At 48.7% G+C, this 20892-nt stretch carries 24 protein-coding genes and 1 tRNA gene; 21 read left to right on the forward strand and 4 right to left on the reverse strand.

What is annotated here, in order from left to right:
• The first annotated feature begins 44 nt into the window (after positions 1–44).
• The 5 genes from DXC57_RS15850 (at position 45) to DXC57_RS00280 (ending at position 2157) form a co-directional block, all read left to right on the forward strand.
• Positions 45–194, forward strand: a complete 150-nt coding sequence (locus DXC57_RS15850) for a hypothetical protein (protein ID WP_333490962.1) — start codon at positions 45–47, stop codon at positions 192–194.
• 288 nt (positions 195–482) lie between these two features.
• Positions 483–797: a PadR family transcriptional regulator gene (locus tag DXC57_RS00265; RefSeq protein WP_022360428.1), complete on the forward strand. Its 315-nt coding sequence runs from the start codon at positions 483–485 to the stop codon at positions 795–797.
• A 13-nt stretch (positions 798–810) separates the two neighbouring features.
• Positions 811–1632: a DUF1700 domain-containing protein gene (locus DXC57_RS00270; RefSeq protein WP_106999742.1), complete on the forward strand. Its 822-nt coding sequence runs from the start codon at positions 811–813 to the stop codon at positions 1630–1632.
• A 12-nt stretch (positions 1633–1644) separates the two neighbouring features.
• Positions 1645–1905 (forward strand): hypothetical protein, encoded by a 261-nt coding sequence (locus DXC57_RS00275; RefSeq protein ID WP_118650661.1) that lies wholly within the window; start codon positions 1645–1647, stop codon positions 1903–1905.
• A gap of 57 nt (positions 1906–1962) precedes the next feature.
• Positions 1963–2157 carry a small, acid-soluble spore protein, alpha/beta type gene (locus tag DXC57_RS00280; RefSeq protein WP_106999744.1) on the forward strand — a complete coding sequence of 65 codons (195 nt, stop codon included), beginning with the start codon at positions 1963–1965 and terminating at the stop codon, positions 2155–2157.
• 75 nt (positions 2158–2232) lie between these two features.
• Here the strand turns inward: DXC57_RS00280 and DXC57_RS00285 are convergent.
• Positions 2233–2315, reverse strand: a tRNA-Leu gene (locus DXC57_RS00285).
• Between the two features lie 207 nt (positions 2316–2522).
• On the opposite strand from DXC57_RS00285, the gene DXC57_RS00290 reads away from it, so the two are divergent.
• The 8 genes from DXC57_RS00290 (at position 2523) to DXC57_RS00325 (ending at position 10416) form a co-directional block, all read left to right on the forward strand.
• Positions 2523–2861, forward strand: coding sequence for a zf-HC2 domain-containing protein (locus DXC57_RS00290; RefSeq protein WP_022360432.1), 339 nt, complete (start codon positions 2523–2525; stop codon positions 2859–2861).
• A gap of 38 nt (positions 2862–2899) precedes the next feature.
• Complete coding sequence (polA, locus tag DXC57_RS00295; protein ID WP_118491321.1) at positions 2900–5572, forward strand: DNA polymerase I; 2673 nt, start codon at positions 2900–2902, stop codon at positions 5570–5572.
• Entirely contained in the window at positions 5559–6173 is a 615-nt protein-coding gene (gene coaE, locus DXC57_RS00300) for a dephospho-CoA kinase (RefSeq protein WP_333489851.1), read from the forward strand. Before polA ends, coaE begins: the two co-directional genes overlap by 14 nt.
• Before the next feature lie 7 nt (positions 6174–6180).
• Positions 6181–6978 carry an MBL fold metallo-hydrolase gene (locus DXC57_RS00305; protein ID WP_022360435.1) on the forward strand — a complete coding sequence of 266 codons (798 nt, stop codon included), beginning with the start codon at positions 6181–6183 and terminating at the stop codon, positions 6976–6978.
• Positions 6979–7323: 345 nt separating this feature from the next.
• Positions 7324–7596 carry an ACT domain-containing protein gene (locus tag DXC57_RS00310; RefSeq protein ID WP_022360436.1) on the forward strand — a complete coding sequence of 91 codons (273 nt, stop codon included), beginning with the start codon at positions 7324–7326 and terminating at the stop codon, positions 7594–7596.
• Between the two features lie 30 nt (positions 7597–7626).
• Positions 7627–8991, forward strand: a complete 1365-nt coding sequence (locus tag DXC57_RS00315) for a PFL family protein (protein WP_106999746.1) — start codon at positions 7627–7629, stop codon at positions 8989–8991.
• A gap of 12 nt (positions 8992–9003) precedes the next feature.
• The gene (locus tag DXC57_RS00320; RefSeq protein WP_118650663.1) at positions 9004–9492 is read left to right on the forward strand and encodes a hypothetical protein; all 489 of its coding nucleotides are present in this window, start codon (positions 9004–9006) and stop codon (positions 9490–9492) included.
• 84 nt (positions 9493–9576) lie between these two features.
• Positions 9577–10416, forward strand: coding sequence for an SAM-dependent methyltransferase (locus DXC57_RS00325; RefSeq protein ID WP_118650665.1), 840 nt, complete (start codon positions 9577–9579; stop codon positions 10414–10416).
• Between the two features lie 44 nt (positions 10417–10460).
• Here the strand turns inward: DXC57_RS00325 and DXC57_RS00330 are convergent, their stop codons facing one another.
• Positions 10461–11354, reverse strand: a complete 894-nt coding sequence (locus DXC57_RS00330) for a selenium metabolism-associated LysR family transcriptional regulator (protein ID WP_118637455.1) — start codon at positions 11352–11354, stop codon at positions 10461–10463.
• A 395-nt stretch (positions 11355–11749) separates the two neighbouring features.
• Between DXC57_RS00330 and yedE the strand changes: the two genes are divergently transcribed.
• The 3 genes from yedE to DXC57_RS00345 are packed head-to-tail and all read left to right on the forward strand — an operon-like array spanning position 11750 to position 13354.
• The gene (yedE, locus tag DXC57_RS00335) at positions 11750–12844 is read left to right on the forward strand and encodes a YedE family putative selenium transporter (protein ID WP_118491324.1); all 1095 of its coding nucleotides are present in this window, start codon (positions 11750–11752) and stop codon (positions 12842–12844) included.
• A 19-nt stretch (positions 12845–12863) separates the two neighbouring features.
• The gene (locus tag DXC57_RS00340) at positions 12864–13085 is read left to right on the forward strand and encodes a sulfurtransferase TusA family protein (protein ID WP_118481752.1); all 222 of its coding nucleotides are present in this window, start codon (positions 12864–12866) and stop codon (positions 13083–13085) included.
• A gap of 32 nt (positions 13086–13117) precedes the next feature.
• Positions 13118–13354, forward strand: a complete 237-nt coding sequence (locus tag DXC57_RS00345; protein ID WP_106999761.1) for a DUF3343 domain-containing protein — start codon at positions 13118–13120, stop codon at positions 13352–13354.
• 223 nt (positions 13355–13577) lie between these two features.
• Here DXC57_RS00345 and udk read toward each other — a convergent pair whose 3' ends face one another.
• Positions 13578–14213, reverse strand: a complete 636-nt coding sequence (udk, locus tag DXC57_RS00350; protein ID WP_118650667.1) for a uridine kinase — start codon at positions 14211–14213, stop codon at positions 13578–13580.
• Positions 14214–14430: 217 nt separating this feature from the next.
• A complete protein-coding gene (locus tag DXC57_RS00355; protein ID WP_118650669.1) occupies positions 14431–15648 on the reverse strand; it encodes a nucleotidyltransferase family protein in 1218 nt (405 codons plus the stop codon).
• A gap of 297 nt (positions 15649–15945) precedes the next feature.
• Here DXC57_RS00355 and pta point away from each other — a divergent pair, with 297 nt between their 5' ends.
• The 5 genes from pta (at position 15946) to DXC57_RS00380 (ending at position 20869) form a co-directional block, all read left to right on the forward strand.
• Positions 15946–16941, forward strand: a complete 996-nt coding sequence (gene pta, locus DXC57_RS00360; RefSeq protein ID WP_022360441.1) for a phosphate acetyltransferase — start codon at positions 15946–15948, stop codon at positions 16939–16941.
• 233 nt (positions 16942–17174) lie between these two features.
• Positions 17175–18365, forward strand: coding sequence for an acetate kinase (locus DXC57_RS00365; RefSeq protein WP_022360442.1), 1191 nt, complete (start codon positions 17175–17177; stop codon positions 18363–18365).
• A gap of 98 nt (positions 18366–18463) precedes the next feature.
• A complete protein-coding gene (locus DXC57_RS00370) occupies positions 18464–18982 on the forward strand; it encodes a DUF177 domain-containing protein (RefSeq protein WP_022360443.1) in 519 nt (172 codons plus the stop codon).
• 2 nt (positions 18983–18984) lie between these two features.
• Positions 18985–19167 carry a 50S ribosomal protein L32 gene (rpmF, locus tag DXC57_RS00375; RefSeq protein WP_003499726.1) on the forward strand — a complete coding sequence of 61 codons (183 nt, stop codon included), beginning with the start codon at positions 18985–18987 and terminating at the stop codon, positions 19165–19167.
• A gap of 283 nt (positions 19168–19450) precedes the next feature.
• A complete protein-coding gene (locus DXC57_RS00380) occupies positions 19451–20869 on the forward strand; it encodes a Na+/H+ antiporter NhaC family protein (protein WP_182457167.1) in 1419 nt (472 codons plus the stop codon).
• Positions 20870–20892: the final 23 nt, after the last annotated feature.

Genomic DNA, 20892 nt, shown 5'->3' on the forward strand with positions numbered 1-20892 from the left:
TTGACGCCAGTTTCTCATCGGACAGATAGTGCGTCAGACGGAGGATGAAAGAATCATCAGGCTGTCACTTCCACAGGAAGAATGTGGAGGTGGCAGCCGTTTTTGCGATGGCGTGGGGCATGGTATTCTTGACCGGAACGCAGTTGGGTATTTCTGGGATTGGAAGAAAGAGCTGGCTGTTTCTGGCGCTGTAGAAAGCTATTTGGTGATTTTATTAAGATAAAAATGAAAACAGGCAGTATGGCGTATGTGATGGAACATAGGTTGTACGGTCTGTTTTTTGCGTGATGAGGAGCGGGATACGGCGTGGTGAAGGGTTGTGGGAGCAGAAAGATGGATTGGAGTGAGTCATAAGGATATTTGGAAAAATATTGACAAAGAAGGTACACTGATATATAATTTAGATACAATATTATATAACATATAATATTAAACAAGAAAAAATATTATATTTTGAATTAGTGAATCTTAGGAGGGATAAGATGGTTTTTAATACAGGAGCTGCGCTTCTGGATGCGATCGTCCTTTCAGTTGTATCAAAATCTGCAGAAGGAACATATGGGTATAAGATCACGCAGGATGTCCGTCAGGCAATCGAAATATCGGAGTCCACGCTTTATCCGGTGTTGCGGCGGCTTCAGAAGGATGACTGCCTGGAAACATATGACCGGGCGATCGACGGCAGAAACCGACGGTATTACAAAATAACGGAGGCGGGACGGATTCAGCTGAATCTTTACCGGGGTGAGTGGAACGTGTATGCAGGAAAAATTTCAGAGATACTGAAAGAGGGATAAGGAGAGGCAGATCATGAAAAAAGAAGCATTTTTAGAGAGGCTGGAAGCGCTCTTGCAGGATATTCCGGAAGAAGAAAAACGGGATGCGATTGACTATTACCGCGATTATCTGGAGGAAGCGGGACCGGAGAAGGAAGAAGAGGTACTTGCAGAATTTCAGAGTCCGGAGCATATTGCCGAGGTAATCCGGACGGAGCTGCAGAGTGAATGGAGTGGCGGCGAATTTACAGACCGGGGGTACAATGACAGCCGGTTTGAAGAAAAGCGGACGACTTTATCCAGAAGCGGTGGGGCAGAACAGGGAGAACGAGAAAAAGAAGCAGGATTTCAGGCTGGAACCGAGGATGCCCCATTCCGGGAATTTCGGGATGAGGAAACGGGAGAAAATGCGGCATCCAATGAGAATCAAAGAAGCCGTCTGAGCGAGATGCTGCATTGCTTAAAAGAAAAAATAACCGGTTCCAAGATTGGAATGGTTGTGGCAGTTCTGGTAGTGCTTGCAGTTCTTCCATTTATCTTTTCGCTGGTAACGGGAACTGTGGGAAGTGTTTTTGGGCTGGCAGTCGCACTGGCAGCGATATTGGTGGTGCTGGGACTGATGACGGTGCTGGTGTTTGTTGGCGGAATTATGCTGTTTGTTCTGGGTACGGCGAGTCTGTTTGAACATTTTGCGATGGGACTGATGTTCATCGGATTGGGTATCGCGGCAGAGGGCAGCTGTCTGCTTCTGATATGCGGCTGTATCCTGTTTTACGGTGTATTTCTGCCGTGGGCAGTCAAGGGAATTATTCAGCTTTGCCGTCAGGCGGCAGGTTATCTGTCAGCCAGGGCGTAGGAGGATAGGAAAATGAAAAAATGGATGAAAAAAATGGCAATCATTGGCGCTGTCCTCTTTGTGGGTGGAATCGGTGTGACATCGATCGGGGCTGCCATTGGAGGCGCAGCTGCCGGACTGGATTTTCTGATCGATCAGGAAAAAAAATTTCAGGATAAATATAACTGGGGTGATTCGGAGGAGATATGGGATGATACGGAGCAGCTGCCGGATGAGATCGACGAGTCGGATGAGATGGAAGAGCAGCTGGACAGAGAAAAACAATGCGAATAGTTTTCCAGAAAATGGACATACTCTGAGTACACAAGATGGAAAGGAGTATGTTTTTTTATGGATGAAAATAAGGTGGATTTTGAGAAAATGACCCCGGCAGAGCGGCTGAAATATGAGGTGGCGGAAGAAATTGGGCTGGCAGACAAGGTACGGCAGTATGGCTGGAGAAGCCTGACTGCCAAGGAGAGCGGGCGGATTGGCGGTCTGATGACGAAGAAAAGGCGGGAGATGAAACAGGATAAGAAAGGCTGATAGATATTTGCTTGAAAACACCAAAAGCCCTTGAAAATAAAGGAAAAATCCAATATTTTCAAGGGCTTTCAAATCTGCCGGCTGCGGGACTTGAACCCGCACGGTGTTGCCACCAATGGATTTTGAGTCCACCTCGTCTGCCATTCCGACAAGCCGGCTGTCTATCGACGCTTTTTATCTTACCAAAATTGGAGACAGATTGCAACTGTTTTTTTGTTTGTTTTGAAATTAAGAAGCGAAGCATTCGCAGGGGCTTGCGTGTTTCATTAAAATAAGGTATGATTAGGTTCAAATGGGTTTATGAACGCGTCATGCGTGAATGATAATTCATATGGAATGACAGACTGGAAAAGGAGGTGGCGTCTGTGACCTGTCGGGAAGCGGAGCGTCTTGTGACGCCGTATATCCAGGATAAACTGAGCGGGGATGAGCTGGAAGCGTTTCTGGAGCATCTGGAACATTGCCGCAACTGTCAGGAAGAATTGGAAATTTATTTTATGGTGGATGTCGGACTGAAACAGCTGGACACCGGATCGGGTACTTTTGATATCATGGGCGCACTGCAAAAGCGGATCGCTGAGTCATATGCCCGTGTGCGCCGGATGTGGCGCTTCCGGAAAATGGAGTATGCGGTCAATACGCTGGGCGTGATGGCGGTATTGGTGACGGTGATGCTGCAGGTCAGGATTTGGCTGGCACCATAGAAAAAAGCAACAAGTGATAGAACAGGAGACGGAAACAGATGGGCAAATTAGTGCTGATAGATGGTCATAGTATACTCAACCGGGCATTTTACGGGGTGCCGGAGTTGACAAATTCGAAGGGACTCCACACCAATGCAGTGTACGGATTTTTAAATATCATGTTCCGGGTGATCGAAGATGAGGGGGCAGACTATCTGGCAGTGGCATTTGACTTGAAAGAGCCGACATTCCGTCACAAAATGTATGCGGCATACAAGGGAACGAGAAAACCGATGCCGCAGGAGCTGCATGAGCAGGTTCCGGTGATGAAGGAAGTGCTGACAGCGATGGGCGTGCCGATTCTTACCAAGGCGGGGTATGAGGCAGACGATATTCTGGGAACGATCGCGAAACGCTGTGCGGCGGAGGGCGTGGAGGTTTCTATCGTATCAGGAGATCGTGACCTGCTGCAGCTTGCAGATACGCACATTAAGATTCGGATGCCGCGTACTTCGAAAGGTACGACGGAGATACGCGACTATTACCCGGAGGATGTGAAGGCGGAGTATCAGGTGACGCCGATCGAATTTATTGATGTAAAGGCGCTGATGGGCGATACTTCGGATAATATTCCGGGGGTGCCATCGATCGGTGAAAAGACGGCAACCAGCCTGATTACCACCTACGGAAGCATTGAGAATGCGTATGCACACATTGATGAGGTAAAGCCGCCGCGCGCACAGAAAGCGCTTCGGGAGCATTATGACATGGCGCAGATGAGCAAGGATCTGGCAACGATCCGCATCAATTGCGAGATTGGTTTTTCGCTGGAGGAGGCGAAGCTGGATTCGCTTTACACGCCGGAGGCATATCAGTATATGAAGCAGCTGGAATTTAAGTCCATTCTGCAGAAATTTGGTGAGGACGCCTTTGCGTCATCAGAAATGGAAAAATCTTTCCGTCTGGTAAATGATTTTGGCGAGGCACAGGTGATTTTTGACCGTGCACAGCGCGCGGAGGAGATCGGCGCGCAGCTGGTGATTGAAAAAGGAGAGGTTGTAGCACTGGCGCTCTGCCTGGATGGGACATCGATCTATGCGATCCCGGCGGTTGGGTTCCTGACCGGACAGTATCTGGCGGAGGAGCTGGAACGCCTGATGGAGGTGGTTCCGTCTGTGACGGTTCTGGATCTCAAGAACCAGCTTCCATTTCTTAAAAATCACAGCCGCCGGATCGTGGACGGCATCCGGAATGCAGAAGGAAACCGTGCGGTTATGGACGCAGGCGTGGCGGCGTATCTGTTAAATCCGCTCAAGGATACCTATGGATATGATGACCTGGCGCGCGATTACCTGGATATGACCGTGCCGTCACAGGTCGATTTGCTTGGAAAAACGGCGCTGTCGGATGCATTTGAGACAATGCCGGAGAAAGCGTTGAATTGTGTCTGCTACATGGCATATACGGCGTGGAAATCGCGGGAAATCCTGCTGGGGCGGCTTCGAAGACATGGAATGCTGCATCTCTTTTATGAGATAGAGATGCCGGTTATTTACAGCCTCTACCATATGGAAGAGGAAGGTATTCAGGTGCGCCGGGAGGAATTGAAAGCCTACGGCGAACGCCTCCAGACGCAGGTAGAGAAACTGGAGCAGGAGATTTACGCCGAGACGGGCTGTGAATTTAATATTAATTCCCCGAAGCAGCTGGGTGAGGTTTTATTTGAAAAAATGTCCCTGCCGGGCGGCAAAAAGACGAAGACCGGCTATTCGACGGCGGCGGATGTGCTGGAAAAACTGGCGCCGGAGTATCCGGTTGTGAGGAAAGTATTAGATTATCGCCAGGTGGCGAAACTCAAATCGACCTATGCGGACGGGCTGGGTGCATTTATCCGGGAGGACGGACGAATCCACGGAACCTTTAACCAGACGATCACAGCGACAGGACGTATCAGCAGTACAGAGCCGAACCTGCAGAACATTCCGGTGCGTATGGAGCTGGGACGCGAGATCCGGAAGCTGTTTGTACCGCGCGAGGGTTGTGTGCTGGTTGACGCTGATTATTCCCAGATTGAGCTGCGTGTGCTGGCGCATATGTCGAATGACAAGAACCTCATCCAGGCATACCGGCAGGCGGAGGACATCCACGCGATCACGGCGTCGCAGGTATTCCATGTGCCGCTTGAGGAAGTGACACCGCAGCTTCGCCGCAATGCAAAAGCAGTCAATTTCGGTATCGTATATGGTATCAGCGCGTTTGGGCTGGGCGAAGATCTCGGTATTTCCCGCAAGGAAGCGACCGAGTACATTGAGCGCTACTTTGAAACCTACCCGGATGTCAAACGTTTTCTCGATGGTCTGGTAAAAACGGGCAGGAAATACGGCGAGGTCAAGACTATGTATGGGCGTGTGAGACCGATTCCGGAGCTGAAATCCGGCAATTTTATGCAGCGTTCGTTCGGTGAGCGTGTGGCGATGAATTCCCCGATTCAGGGAACTGCAGCCGACATTATCAAGATTGCGATGATCCGCGTCGATCAACGCCTGCGCCGCGAAGGACTGCGTTCCCGCATTGTCCTCCAAGTGCACGATGAACTCCTGATTGAAACCTGGAAAGAAGAGCTGGAACAGGTGCAGTCGATTCTGGCGACGGAGATGAAACGTGCGGCGCAGCTGCAGGTGGAGCTGGAAATCGATATGAAGATGGGAAATTCGTGGTTTGAAACGAAATAATGGAAAGGTACAGATAAACATGAAGATAATCAGTATTACCGGAGGCGTTGGTTCCGGTAAGAGTGAGGTCCTGCGTGTGCTGCAGGAGGAATTTGACGCGGAAATTATTAAGGCAGATGAAGTGGCTCACCAGCTCATGGAGCCGGGTAAGAAAGGCTATCAGCATGTGGTAGAGGCGTTGGGTGATTCCTTTTTAAATAAGGACGGCAGCATTGACCGCAAAAAGCTGGCGGCGCTTATTTTCCAGAATAAAGAGGCGGTGGAGACGATGAACGCCATCATCCACCCGATGGCGTGGGAGGAGATCCGCTATGCGATCAACCATTCCGACAAGGAGATCATCGTTGTGGAGGCAGCTCTCTATGATGACGACCACAATGCGATGTTTGATGAAATCTGGTATGTATACACATCGGTGGAGAACCGCATCAAGCGTCTGATGGCAAGCCGCGGCTACAGCGAGGAAAAATGCCGGGGCATCATGGCAAATCAGGCATCCGAGGACGATTACCGGAGTTTTGCGACGCGTGTGTTGGACAACAACGGCGGGATTGAGGATATTCGGAAGCAGATAGCGTCATTTTTAGGAAAAGAGGATTAGGATACATATGCGGATGGTTAGTATTGCCAGCGGCAGCAGCGGGAATTGTATTTATATAGGAAGCGACAACACCCACGTTCTGGTGGATGCGGGGATCAGCAACAAGCGTATTGAGATGGGGTTAAATGACCTGGGGCTGAATGCGCGGGAACTGGATGGAATTCTCATCACGCATGAACATTCCGATCACATCAAAGGGCTCGGCGTGCTGGCGCGCAAATATGGCACACCTATTTACAGCACAAAAGAGACATTAGAGGAAATTCAGGATTCCAAGAGTCTTGGCGAGATTCCGGAAGATCTGATGCACCCGATTACGCCGGATGTTGATTTTATGGTAGGAGATCTGGAAGTCAAACCGTTCCGGATCGACCATGATGCAGCGAATCCTGTTGCCTACCGGGTTCAGAATGAAAAAAGATCGGTGGCGGTGGCGACGGATATGGGGCATTATTCCCAGTACATCATTGACCATCTGCAGGGGCTGGATGCGATTTTGCTGGAAGCCAACCACGATGTCAAAATGCTGGAGGCAGGACCGTATCCGTATTACCTGAAGCGTCGTATCTTAGGCGATTACGGACACCTTTCCAATGAAAATGCGGGGCGGCTTTTAAGTTCCATTCTGCATGACAATTTGAAGCACATTTTCCTGGGGCATCTGAGTAAGGAAAATAATTACGAAGAGCTGGCATATGAGACGGTGCGTCTGGAGATCACAGAGGGAGATACGCCGTATAAGGCGAATGATTTCCCGATCACAGTGGCAAAACGCGATGCAGTGTCGCAGATTGTGACGGTGTAGAAGACGTAAAAGTATTAAAATTGGTTATACAAAGTCTGAAAATAAGCCAGAAGATATATTTGGGGTTATGGCTTGGAGGCATGGACAAACATCGTTACTGTACACGCATACGTGTCCAGTAACGGAATTTGCCGTGGCTTCGCATTTAAATACGGCAAATTCCTTCTGGCACCACGTTTTCTTACGGCACTTTCGGTTCCAAAAGTGCCTACCCGTGTACAGTAACGAAATATCATTTTAGGTATAAAAGTTAGCAGCCGGAAGGCAGTTGAATTTTTATAGAAATTAGTAAGTCATAAAAACATTTCCGCCATAGGACGGAGAGCACACAGGAGGATGAAACCTATGAGTAAGATTATTATTACTATCGTTGGACAGGACCGCGTCGGTATCGTTGCAAAAACGTGTAATTATCTGGCTGACCACAACATGAACATTCTTGACATCACGCAGACGATCCTGCAGGAATATTTCAACATGATGATGATCGTGGATATTTCCGGTTCCAAGACATCCTTTGATGATATGGCGCATGAGCTGGACAAGCTGGGACAGGAGATCGGCGTAAAGATTCTCTGTCAGAGAGAAGAGATTTTTACCAGTATGCACAGAATCTAAGCAAATATTTTCAGAAAGGACGTAAAACCAATGATTAACATGCAGGAAGTTCTGGAAACTAATAACATGATCGCGCATGAAAAACTGGATGTGCGGACGATCACGATGGGTATCAGCCTCTTAGACTGTGTGGACAGTGATCTGGCGAAGATGAATGAGAAGATCTACAATAAGATTACAACTTATGCGAAAGATCTTGTATCGACCGGCGATGCCATCGGACGTGAATTTGGGGTTCCGATCGTCAATAAACGTATCTCGGTTACTCCGATCGCGCTGGTAGGTGGAAGTGCCTGCAAGAAGAGCGAGGATTTTGTAGAGATTGCGAAAACACTTGATAAGGCAGCGAAAGAAGTGGGCGTCAACTTTATCGGAGGCTATTCTGCATTGGTTTCCAAGGGAATGACACCGGCGGAAGAACTTCTGATCCGCTCGATCCCGCAGGCACTTGCCTGTACAGACCGTGTGTGCAGCTCCATCAATGTCGGTTCTACCAAGACAGGTCTTAACATGGATGCGGTCCGTCTGATGGGCGAGATGGTTGTGGCAACCGCAGAGGCAACGAAGGACAATGATTCCCTCGGCTGTGCGAAGCTGGTTGTATTCTGCAACGCGCCGGATGATAACCCGTTCATGGCAGGTGCATTCCATGGCGTGACTGAGGCGGATGCGATCATCAACGTCGGCGTCAGCGGTCCGGGAGTTGTAAAGACGGCTCTGGAAAAGGTACGTGGCGAGAACTTTGAGGTGCTGTGTGAGACGATCAAGAAGACGGCGTTCAAGATCACCCGTGTTGGACAGCTGGTAGCACAGGAGGCATCCAAACGTCTGGGCGTTCCGTTTGGCATCATTGATCTGTCGCTGGCACCGACTCCGGCAGTCGGAGACAGTGTGGCGGAGATTCTGGAAGAGATCGGCTTAGAGCGCAGTGGTGCACCGGGTACAACAGCAGCGCTGGCAATGTTAAATGATCAGGTTAAGAAGGGCGGCATCATGGCGTCCTCCTATGTTGGCGGACTCAGCGGTGCGTTTATTCCGGTCAGCGAGGATCAGGGCATGATCGATGCAGTTTCTGAGGGTGCGCTTACGATTGAGAAGCTGGAAGCAATGACCTGTGTCTGCTCTGTAGGTCTTGATATGATTGCGATCCCAGGCGATACGAAAGCGACCACGATCGCCGGTATCATCGCGGACGAGGCGGCAATCGGCATGATCAACCAGAAGACAACGGCAGTCCGCCTGATTCCGGTCATCGGAAAAACAGTGGGCGATACGGCAGAGTTCGGCGGTCTGCTTGGCTATGCGCCGATCATTCCGGTCAACCGTTTCTCCTGCGACAACTTTGTCAAACGTACCGGACGTATCCCGGCACCAGTACACAGCTTTAAGAACTAATAGGAGTTTCATATGGATAAATCACAGGAACTGAGAGAGGTGCTTCTGCGGTATCTTGATGCCGATCTGGAGCGAATCATTTTCAGCAACCCGAGAACCCGTGAATCCTATCTGAAATTAACTGTGCGTCCTCTGCTTCTGCGGGGGGCGCTTGCTTTTCAGACGGAAGAATTTACGGAAAAACAGGCATTTCAGAAAAATCAGAACGCAGAAAAGACCGCCGAGTACCTGCTCGGAGAACTGGAAAACCGTTACCGCAATGCGGAGATCGCGTCGCTTCACGGGATTGTCAATATTCTGATCAGTAAGAAGGGGACAGTGACGATCAAAGAGAAGAAGGTAGGGGTTAAAAGGGCAGAGAATCGGACGGTATCGGTGGCAGCAGGTGATGTGCAGAAAGCTGGAAAGCAGATGTCGGCGAAGAGTCATGCAGATGTGAAAGAAAATTCGCTCGAAAAATCGGGTCAGAGTCAGTCAAGTCACGAAAACGGAAAGATGTAGAGAAGTGCTAAAATACAGGGAAATGGTAAACTGCAGAGCAATGCGAAACAGCAGAAAAATGCCGGAACAGGACTGTCAGCTGGCATGGATGCCGCAGCGTTTTCAGAACGTCTGGCTTCGTTATCCCATAACCGTACTAAAAAATACGTCCTTCAGGAAGGCGTCCCAGTCCCATTTCTGGTAGATCTCGGTGTCATGACGGCAGAAGGCAAAGTTGTAAAATCCCGCTACGACAAATTTCGCCAGATCAACCGTTTCCTGGAATTTATTGAGGATGTACTTCCGAATCTCGATCCGAACCGGACGAATACGATCATTGATTTCGGATGCGGGAAATCATATCTGACGTTTGCGATGTATTACTATCTGCATGTGCTGAAAAAATATTCGATCCGTGTCATCGGTCTGGATTTGAAAAAAGATGTCATTGCGCTCTGCAACCGCCTGAGCAAGAAGTTTGGATTTGAGAACCTGACCTTCCTGCACGGCGACATCGCCGGATATGAGGGCGTCGATCAGGTCGATATGGTCGTGACGCTGCACGCCTGTGATACAGCGACCGATTATGCGCTGGCAAAAGCGGTCAAATGGGGCGCAAAAGTCATTCTTTCCGTTCCATGCTGTCAGCATGAGATTAACAAGCAGATTCAGAACGACCTTCTGTCGCCGGTTTTACAGTACGGCCTTCTGAAAGAACGTATGTCGGCGCTTCTGACCGACGGAATCCGTGGGCAGCTCCTCGAAATGTCCGGCTACCGGACGCAGATTCTCGAATTCATCGACATGGAACACACACCGAAAAATATCATGATCCGTGCGATCCGCCAGGGCAAGAAAGCAGACGGGGCGGCACTGGAAGCGATGATGAAGAAACTGCATGTGAAGCCGACGTTGTATGGGTTGTTGGTGGGGGAAGAGGCGTAGGAAATTTAGAAAGCACTTTTATGGGGGTTGATAATGCTGGACAGTTATAGCTGATAAAACCTCTTCGCAAATTCCAAAAACACCCCGCCTTCCTCTGCCATATACTTAACCGGCGAATACACCAGATAGAGTTTCCGGAGAAAGGCAGCTTCCCCAAGCGGAAAGAGAAGCAGTTTCCCCTGCCGTGCATCTGCCTGCACAGTTGCTTTTGAGAGAATGGAGATGCCCATTCCCAGCATGATACACTGCTTGAGGGCGGCGGCATCGTCCATCACGGCAATAACATTTAAATCATCGAGTGAAAGCCCTTTATTTTTCAGGAAATGAAGGGTTTCCTGCTTTGTGCCGGAATTATCTTCCCGGAGCAGAAACGGTTCTTTTAAGAGGGCATCCAGCGGTGATGGCATAGTCTGGTAAGCCTGATAATGCGGCGTGGCGGGGGCGGCGATCACAAGCTCATCGGAGGCAAAGGGGAGAAATTCGCAGGAGGTGTCCGAGGTAGTAGTTCCGACCAGACCGATGTCGCAGATGCCGTCATCCACCTTATGTACAACGTCCAGGCTGTCTGAGCAGGAGGCATAGACACGGATATCAGGATGAACTGCGTGATAAGCGCTTAAAAGTTCCGGCAGAAAATAAAGGGACGGAACGGAGGATGCGCCGATCCGAAGCTGCGGTTTCGTCTCGTTGGCGAGTTCCACGATTGCTTTCTGCTGCAGGGTCAGAATCTCCGTGGCATAGGAATATAATTTTGTCCCGGCAGGAGTCAGGGAGAGCGATTTGGTGGTGCGCTTTAAAAGCTGGGTGTGAAATTCCTCCTCCAGACTGCGGATGTGGGCGCTGACAGTCGGCTGTGAGATGTACAGCTTCTGGGCGGCAAGCGAAAAACTCTGATATTTGACGGTGTACACGAAAGCTTCTAATTGGCGGATGTCCATATATTTAAAATCCTTTCTATAGATAAAATCAATTTTTAATGATTCTGTGATAAAATCCAAAATTAAAATGAATAGTAGACAGGTGAAAACAATCTCTAAAGAAGAGTGTAGCTTTATTTATTGAAAATATCAATAAGTTTATAGCAAATATCAATATAAACGATTTTACCATAAAAATACAGGATGTTATACTTGTCTGCGGAAAGTATGGATAGATCCATGAAATGTACGCGCTTGAAATTTTTCTTGTTTGATTTTGTGAGATGATTTTTTTGCCAGATGCACTCAAATTTCTGATATGTATTGATGAAATGTGAGTGTGGTGCGTGAAATCACCCACAATGACGAGTGTGAGAAAAACTTTAAGAGTACATGAAATAAAAAATGAGGCAGGTATGAAAGTATTTGACAAGACATGGAAGCTGGCAGTGGCAGGCGCGCTTGTGGGTGTGCTGGCAGCATTGCTGGCGTATTTTGGAAATCCGGCCAATATGGCGATCTGTATTGCGTGCTTCGTACGTGATACGGCGGGCGCTCTGAAACTTCACTCAGCAGCACCGGTTCAGTATTTCCGTCCGGAGATTGTAGGATTTGCAGTGGGAGCATTTGCGATCTCACTGGCGACGAATGAGTATAAGGCGACGGAAGGCTCTTCACCGATGATCCGCTTTGTTCTGGGTGCGATCATGGTAATCGGCGCGCTGGTATTCTTAGGGTGTCCGCTGCGTATGGTTCTGCGTATGGCAGCCGGTGACCTGAATGCGTATGTAGCGCTGGTTGGATTTGCAGGCGGTATTGCAACTGGTTCGTTCTTCCTGAAAAAGGGATTTTCGCTGGGCAGAGCGTATGAGACGCAGAAATCAAGCGGATATGTGCTTCCGGTGCTCCTTCTGGCGCTTTTTATCATTGGAGCAGTAACAGGCGTATACGCAGCCAGCACGGAAGGACCGGGAAGCAAGCATGCACCGGTTCTGATTTCCCTGGTTGCGGCTCTCCTGATTGGTGCATTGGCACAGAAGAGCCGTATGTGTTTTGCAGGTAGCATCCGTGATGTGATTCTGATGAAAAACTTTGATCTGCTCAGCATTATCGGCGCACTGTTTGCAGTCATGCTGATTTTTAACCTTGCAACTGGCAATTTCCATTTGAGCTTTTCCGGTCAGCCGATCGCGCACTCCCAGCATCTCTGGAATATTCTGGGTATGTATGCCGTTGGATTTGCAGCCGTTCTGGCTGGCGGATGCCCGCTGCGTCAGATCATTCTGGCAGGGCAGGGCTCCTCGGACAGTGCGGTAACCTTTCTGGGAATGCTGTTAGGTGCGGCACTTGCACACAATTTTAACCTGGTTGGTGCGGCAGCAAAAGCGGCAACCGAGACAGAGGCAGCCGTTTTGGGTGGTCCGGCGATGCCGGGCAAAATTGCCGTAATTGTATGTATTGCCCTGTTATTCGTGATTGCAGCGGCAAATATGAAACGTAGAAAGAAATAAAGAAAAGAGGAAACGGAAAATGTCAGATTTTGTTGAGGTAGATGTGCGGGGACTCTCCTGTCCGGAACCGGTTTTGATGGTGATGGATGCGATGGATGAACATCCGGGAAAACAGATCCGTGTGCTTGGCGATGAGGCACACACCCGGACGAATATTGAGCGCACGTTGGAGTATCATGGAAAAGAGGGGCACACCAAGGTGCTGGAAAACGGCTGTTTCACCATTACCTTTGAAGCGTGATGCTGCTCTGGAATATTAAATAGGTGGAAATGATGAGGCAGAAACGGGAATATCGGATTTTTACCTTTCACACGACGGCTGCGGCGATGGAGATGGAGGCATTCTGCCGGGAACAGGGAATCAGAGGGCGCCTGGTGCCTGTCCCACGCGAACTCTCAGCAGGCTGTGGAATTGCCTGGCGGATGGAACCGGCGGAATATGAACGGTTTCAGGGAGTGATTGCGGAGAGCCAAATTGAGATCGAGCAGAGCTGTGTGGTTATGAATTAAATAAAATGTTATGTTAGAGCAGGCATCATAGAAAAAGTATATAGGAAAAAGCGGCGGTATCGGCAGTGGCGAGACATTCAAAAAAGAATGGAGCGCTGACTGTGTGATATCGCTGCTTTTTGGCGTGTAAATCGAGGTCAGAATGAGGTCATTGAGGTCAGAAATCAAATCATGACCTCGATGACCTCATTTGTGACCTCGATGATCCCAATATTTTGAAATATTATTCTCCCGCCTTCGCCTCCTCCAGCAGCCGTGCAATCTCCCCCCGCACCAGCGAGAATGCAACCTCATTCCGTCCACTGTTTGTAACGACATCCGCGTAGGCGCGGGTCGGTTCAACAAAGAGAGCATGCATCGGTTTGACGGTAGTCAGATACTGGTCGATGATGTTTTCGATATCGCGTCCGCGCTCTTTCGTGTCACGTAAGATTCGGCGGAGGATGCGCTCGTCGGCGTCGGCATCGACGAAAATGCGGATGTCGAGCAGATTGCGGAGTGCTTCGTCATAGAGAACGAGAATGCCCTCCAACAGGATAACCGGGCGCGGCTCGATGTGAATGGTTGCTTTGGCGCGGTTGTGGTTGGCGTAGTTGTAGGTTGGACAGTCGATCGCCTCCCAGTTTTTCAGTTTATTAAGGTGCTCAAGAAGCAGCTCTGTCTCAAATGCATCCGGGTGGTCGTAGTTCAGCTTTTTGCGCTGTTCAAATGGCATGTCATCGTGGGCGCGGTAGTAGTTGTCGTGGTAAAGCACGGTTACCTGATCACCAAATGCGTCTTTCAGACGGTTTGTAAAAGTGGATTTTCCTGAACCGGTTCCTACGGCAATTCCGATGATAATAGGTGATTTTCTATTCACTGTGGTTTCCTCCGTTTGTAAGTTTTATTTCAGTCGAGAAGAGTCCCACCTCTTTAGGTGGCGAGTAATAGCAAATTTGTCTCAGTGGGAGGTGGGTCTCCGACTGAGATAAATGCTTCGCGGAGATGCGCAGTGATTCTGTATGGAATATGTCAGCTTCGCTGACCAGAATCACGCGCCAAGTCTCACGGACGTTCACTTGAAAATTGGTTCATTTTTATACAAAAACCAGTCCTTCTGTATATTCATTTTGAAATACGCCGCTGCGCTTCATCCGCACCGTCTGGTATAAATGCGAGGCGTACACCTCCTGCTCCAGCAGCGAGAGCGCCGACGGGGATAGGTTCTGGGCGGCATCTGCCATTTTAGTGATGAGGGGGATGCTGCTTTTTTTATGCAGACAGGAGAGCAGAGGGCTGCTCTGCCTGCGAAAACCGAGAATCCGTGCATAGAGTGCATAGCCCTCTTCCTTCCACCGGGAAATATCTTCCTCGCGCATACCGAGTACCAGATGCAGAAGCGCCCGGCTGACACGCGTGTAGGTAAGCTGGCGCGTCTTTAATGCCTGAATCCGTTCTTCAAAAGAGAGAGGAAAGTAAGGTGGTTTTGCAAGGCGGGCGGCAAGCTCCGGGGAGAGATCTGCGATAGAAAATGTCGCCTGCAGCTGTAAAACAGCAGCATTCAAAAGCTCTGAAAAATCATCCACAAAAACTGGAACCGCACCTGTATATGCGGGATGTGTTACGGCTGGCAAGTGAGATGCCAGAATATCGAGCAAATATTTGTCTTTTGAAAGTGAGTTTCGAATTATTCCGCGAATTGCCGAAGCCGATGGAAAGTTAGCATCTGCCAGTGTATCTTCATGATATCCGCTTCCCTTCCGCGAAATCGTATAAAATTCCATCGGACTATGCAGATCTTCCGCCGCCCGCAGATATTCAATCCCGAGAATATTGTTCGGAGAACTCAGAACCGAGGCCCATGTATCCTCCATTTCCAGCGCCTTCGCCCGTGCCTGCGGATAAGTCAGTCCCGCCTTCAACCCTTTCCGCAGCCGTTCCTGAAATTCTGCCGATTCGTGGTTCAGCGCAGAAGCAGCCTGCTTAAGGAATTCAATCTGCCCGCATTCACTGCCGAACACAACGGCATCCACACCGATCGCCGACAGAAGCGCGACTCCATAGGCGGCAAATTCATGCGCCGAAGCGGTAGAAAAAGCGATCGGCATCTCAAGTACCAGGTCGGCACCGGCGAGAAGAGCGGCTTTTGTACGACGGTACTTATCAAAGATGGCGGGTTCGCCGCGCTGGACGAAGCTGCCGCTCATCAGGACGACACAGTAGTCCGCGCCGGTCAGTTCCCTTGCCTGCTGCATATGATACAGATGTCCGGCATGGAACGGGTTATATTCGGTAATTAAACCAACGATTTTCATAAATTTCAATCCTGTTTTTTGCATTTTTGCGAGGAATTTTGTAGCAGCCTTTTATAATAAAAGTAAGAATAAAAGACTGTTGCTGTTGCGGCAGAAAAATCTGTAAAAAATAGCAGCCATTTTCTGCTTCATTTACATTATATAGTGGAAGTGTGGGAGCGTAAAGGGAAAATTATAGTGCATCTTGTTAAAAATTTAATTAATCAAAAATTTGAAAATCGCTCTTGTATACAATAAACAACTGGTATATAATGTTAGCAGTAATAGACACACACTTATGAAAGGGGTTTTATAACCATGGCATTTATTGACAAAATTAAGGAAAGAGCAAAAGCAGACAAGAAAACCATCGTTCTTCCAGAGTCAATGGACAAGAGAACATACGAGGCAGCTGAGAAAATTCTGAAAGAGGGTATCGCAAATCTGATCATCATCGGTACTCCGGAAGAGATTGAGAAAAACGGCAAAGGCTTCGACATTTCCGGTGCCACCATCGTTGACCCGTACAATGATCCGAATAAGCAGAAATACATCGACAAGTTCGTTGAATTAAGAGGCAAAAAAGGTGTCACTCCGGAAGTCGCAAAAGAGCAGATGGAGAAAGACTATATGTACTATGCTTGCCTGATGTGCAAGTGCGGCGATGCTGACGGCGCTGTATCTGGTGCATGCCATTCTACCGGCAACACCATTCGTCCGGCTCTGCAGCTTCTGAAGACCAAACCGGGTATCAGCTCTGTATCTGGCTTCTTCCTGATGGAAGTTCCGGATTGCGAGTTCGGTGAGAACGGTCTGTTCGTATTCGCTGACTGTGCAGTAAACACTGACTTCGATTCCAACAAGCTGGCTGAGATCGCTGGTCTGTCCGCAGAGAGCTTCAAGATGCTGGTTGGCGCAGAGCCGAAGGTAGCTATGCTGTCCTATTCTTCTATGGGTTCCGCTAAACATGATGATGTTACCAAGGTAGCAGATGCAGTTAAGATTGCTCATGAGAAGTTCCCGGAACTGAAACTGGATGGCGAGCTTCAGCTTGATGCAGCACTGGTTCCGTCTGTAGGCGAGGCTAAGGCACCGGGCAGCTCCGTAGCTGGACATGCTAACACCTTAGTATTCCCGTCCCTGGAAGCAGGCAACATTGGTTACAAACTGGTTCAGAGACTTGCAAAAGCTGGCGCTTATGGTCCGGTTCTTCAGGGTCTGTCCATGCCGGTAAACGATCTGTCCAGAGGATGCTTCGCAGACGATATCGTAGGCGTAGTAGCTATCACAGCTGTACAGGCTCAGCAGGCATAATTAATACCAATTGGAATCAAATGGATGGAGAACTGGCACCGCGTCAGAGAATCTTAAATCCGTTTAATTAAGAATTAAAAGTGATAATTACAGTTCAGCCCGGTATTCATACATAATCCTGCAGTTCACAACAGGGCAGTGCAGACGTTTTTGCAGATGCTTCCGTGTGAACCGCATATAGAGAGAATACCTGCGGCTGAATTGTGATGTTATAAAGAAAGGAATCTATTACCATGAATATTTTAGTTATTAACTGCGGAAGTTCTTCCTTAAAGTATCAGTTAATCAACTCTGAGACAGAGGGCGTTCTGGCTAAGGGCCTTTGCGAGAGAATCGGCATCGACGGTATGCTGACTTACCAGCCGGAGGGCGGCGAAAAAGAGAAATCTGAGATCGCTATGCCGACCCATACAGAGGCTATCAACGCAGTTCTGGCAGCCCTGACTAACGAGAAGAGCGGCGTTATCAAGAGCCTGTCTGAGGTAGGTGCAGTTGGACATCGTGTCGTACACGGCGGCGAGAAATTTACTTCTTCCTGCTTAATCAACGACGAGTCCATGAAAGCGATCGAAGAGTGCAACGATCTGGCACCGCTTCACAACCCGGCAAACCTGATCGGTATCCGTGCCTGCCAGGAACTTATGCCAGGCGTACCGATGGTAGCTGTATTTGATACCGCTTTTCATCAGACCATGCCGGATGTTGCTTACACCTACGGTATTCCGTATGAATACTATGAGAAATACAAAGTTAGACGTTACGGCTTCCATGGTACTTCCCACAGCTACGTATCTAAGAGAACCGCTGAGATCGTTGGAAAACCGTATGATCAGATGAAGATCATCGTTTGCCACCTGGGTAACGGCGCCAGCATCTCCGCTGTAAACTGCGGCAAATCTGTAGACACCAGCATGGGTCTGACTCCACTGGAAGGTCTGGTTATGGGTACACGTTCTGGTGACCTCGATCCGGCTATCATCGATTTCGTAGGTAAAAAAGAAGGTCTGTCCCTGGATGAGATGAACGAAGTCCTGAATAAGAAATCCGGTATGCTCGGTATCTCCGGCGTATCCAGCGATGGTCGTGATCTGGAAGCAGCAGCTGAGACTGGCAACAAGAGAGCACAGCTGGCCCTGGACGTATTCGATTACCGCGTAATCAAATATATCGGTGCATACGCAGCAGCTATGAACGGAGTAGATGCAATTGCATTTACCGCTGGTATCGGCGAGAACAACATCAAGATGAGAAAAGATGTTTGCAGCAGCCTGACCTACTTAGGCGTTAAACTGGATGAGGAGAAGAACAACGTAAGAGGTGAGGAGAGAATCATCTCTGCTGACGACTCCAAGGTTCAGGTTCTCCTGGTTCCGACCAACGAAGAGCTGGCTATCGCCCGCGAGACTCTTGCACTGGTAAAATAATTAAATATGAATTAAAATTTGCAAAAATATGTAAAATTAATCATTGACAAACGCGCTCGACCTTTGTATAATATCAAAGTGCGTATTAGGAGATTAGTATGCTGATTCATTTATCGGAACTTTTTAACTGCGAGGGTAGAAAGAAAGTCTATACAGTCGAGACTGCGCTGGACTCTGTTGATTTTGACGGAGAGACGTTTCAGATTGAGAAGGCTGAGCCTTTTGAACTGGAACTGACGGCTAAGACACGGCATAAGTATACGATGAGTGGTCATGCGACGCTGACGGTGGGAGGTCACTGTGCGCGTTGTCTGGAGCCAGTATCTTTCGACTGCGAACTGGATTTTGGACGAGAGTTTGAGGTGCAGGACGGTCAGGAGGAGAGTTTAGATGATGAACCCTTTATGAAGGGGTACAATCTGGATGTAGACCAGTTGGTTTGCAACGAACTGCTACTGAGCTTGCCTATGAAAGTCCTGTGCAGAGAAGACTGCAAGGGGATTTGCAATAGATGTGGTACAAATCTTAATCTTCGGACTTGTACCTGTGACACTAGGTCGCTCGATCCAAGGATGTCGGTTATCCAGGAGATATTCAATGAATTTAAGGAGGTGTAACCATGTCTATCTGTCCTAAGAACAAATCTTCCAAAGCAAGAAGAGACAGCCGCAGAGCTAACTGGAAAATGAGTGCTCCGAACTTAGTAAAGTGCAGCAAGTGCGGTGCTCTGATGATGCCTCACAGAGTGTGCAAAGCTTGCGGAAGCTACAACAAGAAAGAAATCGTTAAAGTAGAAGACTAATTCAATACTTTAATATCAGGGGTTAGGTCGTAAAGACCTAACCCTTATGTACAAGCCAATATCCTACTTACATAATATGCATTAGGGGTAAGGACGCAAGAGCACTTTGATTACTTTTGTAGTTGTAAAATATCTTTCATTTTCTTATTTAAATGCGTTGCAAGTTGTTTTTAGCGGAATGGTTTTATTTTTTTTATCATACAAACCTACTAAAACAGTCGGAAAGATGGATTTAACACATTACTCCCACAAAGAAAATGAAATGAAAACAGACGGAGGAGTTATGACAAACGAAACGAAAAAGTATGCGGAAACGTATGGAGGAATGGCAGGAGCAGTTCTCCCGCTGATTATCATGATGGGAACGATGATCTTCATGGTTGCCTTTGGAATGCGTTCTACCAAAAATTTCTGGTCGGCTGGTTATTTTGCTGTTTTGGCTGGATTTCTTGTATATAAGGATAAGAAAGCATTTCAGAAAGCGCTGATCGACGGCGTGCGCGACAATATTTTTGCATTTATGATCGCCTGTTTCTTATTTGCGGGCGTGATGTCGAAGATTCTGACAGCATCGCATCTGATTGAAGCGCTTTTATATGTAATGACAAAGATCAACATGTCACCGGCACTGATGCCGATCATCTGTTTCTTTATCTGTGTGGTGCTTTCCAGTGCAACCGGCAGTGCGGCGGGTGCGTTAAATACAGCCGGACCTCTTCTGATTCCGCTTTCCGTCGGAATGGGCTGTAATGTCAACCTGATCTGCGGTGCGATTCTGGCAGGCAGCTGTTTCGGTGATAACCTCGCACCGATCTCGGACACGACGATTGCATCCTCTCTGTCCCAGGAAGTCGATGTCATGAAGGTTGTCCGTTCCCGTTTTAAATATGCACTGATCGCAGGTGCCATTTCTGTGGTTGGCTATCTGGTATTTGGCTTTATGGATGCTGGAAATGGTGTTTCTGCTGAGATGGCGGCGGTTGACGCAACCTACGCTTCCAGCATTGTATTCCTGATTATCCCGGTTCTGGTGGTTGTGCTGATGCTGCGTGGCAGCGGACTCTTTACCTCTCTGTTAGTCAGTGAGATGGCTGGTTTTGTTTTACTCTTTGCATTTGGTTATCTGACACCGGCAGAGCTGGTTGCGAAAGATGGTCTGATTGCGAATGCGTTTGACGGTATGTTAAGTTCCATCATTTTCATCCTGTTTATCTTCGTTATGGTCAGCCTGATCAGCGAGGCAGGTGTGCTGGATGCGATTCTTGTATGGATGCGTAAATATGCGAAATCTGAGAAGTCGGCAGAAATTGCAGCCGGTGCGATGGTCAGCGTCATGGGTATCGTCATCAGCAGCGGTACTTCCGCCATTTCTTTCTGTGGCCCGATCATCCGCAAGCTGCTCCGCCCATTCAAGATTGACCGTGCCCGTGCGGCTAACTTCCTGGATGGTCTTGGATGTGGCGTCGGCTATCTGGTTCCGACAAACCCGGGGTGCTTGAACCTGGCGGCGATTGCGGTTGCCAGCGGCGTTGTGTCCGAGGGCTATAACGCGGTATCTTTTGTCGGCTACAACTTCCACAGCATGGCGCTGACGCTGGTTTTCTGGTTTGCAATTCTCTCTGGATGGGGAATGAAGCATGAGACAGACGAAGAGCTGGCGGCAGATGGAGTCGTGATTGAAGACGGCAATTCTGAGAAATAAAAAAGAATAGATTTTTGGCGTAC

Source organism: Clostridium sp. TF06-15AC (assembly GCF_003481165.1).
Classification (GTDB): Bacteria; Bacillota; Clostridia; order Lachnospirales; family Lachnospiraceae; genus Otoolea; species Otoolea fessa.

Excerpts from the sequence above, each read along its gene's own strand:
- DXC57_RS00280 (WP_106999744.1), top strand. The coding sequence starts at position 1,963 with ATGGATGAAAATAAGGTGGATTTTGAGAAAATGACCCCGGCAGAGCGG.
- DXC57_RS00310 (WP_022360436.1), top strand. The coding sequence starts at position 7,324 with ATGAGTAAGATTATTATTACTATCGTTGGACAGGACCGCGTCGGTATC.
- DXC57_RS00275 (WP_118650661.1), top strand. The coding sequence starts at position 1,645 with ATGAAAAAATGGATGAAAAAAATGGCAATCATTGGCGCTGTCCTCTTT.
- DXC57_RS00370 (WP_022360443.1), top strand. The coding sequence starts at position 18,464 with ATGCTGATTCATTTATCGGAACTTTTTAACTGCGAGGGTAGAAAGAAA.
- rpmF (WP_003499726.1), top strand. The coding sequence starts at position 18,985 with ATGTCTATCTGTCCTAAGAACAAATCTTCCAAAGCAAGAAGAGACAGC.
- DXC57_RS00330 (WP_118637455.1), bottom strand. The coding sequence starts at position 11,354 with ATGGACATCCGCCAATTAGAAGCTTTCGTGTACACCGTCAAATATCAG.
- DXC57_RS00355 (WP_118650669.1), bottom strand. The coding sequence starts at position 15,648 with ATGAAAATCGTTGGTTTAATTACCGAATATAACCCGTTCCATGCCGGA.
- DXC57_RS00315 (WP_106999746.1), top strand. The coding sequence starts at position 7,627 with ATGATTAACATGCAGGAAGTTCTGGAAACTAATAACATGATCGCGCAT.
- yedE (WP_118491324.1), top strand. The coding sequence starts at position 11,750 with ATGAAAGTATTTGACAAGACATGGAAGCTGGCAGTGGCAGGCGCGCTT.
- DXC57_RS00265 (WP_022360428.1), top strand. The coding sequence starts at position 483 with ATGGTTTTTAATACAGGAGCTGCGCTTCTGGATGCGATCGTCCTTTCA.
- DXC57_RS00345 (WP_106999761.1), top strand. The coding sequence starts at position 13,118 with ATGAGGCAGAAACGGGAATATCGGATTTTTACCTTTCACACGACGGCT.
- DXC57_RS00305 (WP_022360435.1), top strand. The coding sequence starts at position 6,181 with ATGCGGATGGTTAGTATTGCCAGCGGCAGCAGCGGGAATTGTATTTAT.
- DXC57_RS00365 (WP_022360442.1), top strand. The coding sequence starts at position 17,175 with ATGAATATTTTAGTTATTAACTGCGGAAGTTCTTCCTTAAAGTATCAG.
- DXC57_RS00340 (WP_118481752.1), top strand. The coding sequence starts at position 12,864 with ATGTCAGATTTTGTTGAGGTAGATGTGCGGGGACTCTCCTGTCCGGAA.
- DXC57_RS00325 (WP_118650665.1), top strand. The coding sequence starts at position 9,577 with ATGGATGCCGCAGCGTTTTCAGAACGTCTGGCTTCGTTATCCCATAAC.
- DXC57_RS00320 (WP_118650663.1), top strand. The coding sequence starts at position 9,004 with ATGGATAAATCACAGGAACTGAGAGAGGTGCTTCTGCGGTATCTTGAT.
- DXC57_RS00380 (WP_182457167.1), top strand. The coding sequence starts at position 19,451 with ATGACAAACGAAACGAAAAAGTATGCGGAAACGTATGGAGGAATGGCA.
- DXC57_RS00270 (WP_106999742.1), top strand. The coding sequence starts at position 811 with ATGAAAAAAGAAGCATTTTTAGAGAGGCTGGAAGCGCTCTTGCAGGAT.
- DXC57_RS15850 (WP_333490962.1), top strand. The coding sequence starts at position 45 with ATGAAAGAATCATCAGGCTGTCACTTCCACAGGAAGAATGTGGAGGTG.
- polA (WP_118491321.1), top strand. The coding sequence starts at position 2,900 with ATGGGCAAATTAGTGCTGATAGATGGTCATAGTATACTCAACCGGGCA.
- pta (WP_022360441.1), top strand. The coding sequence starts at position 15,946 with ATGGCATTTATTGACAAAATTAAGGAAAGAGCAAAAGCAGACAAGAAA.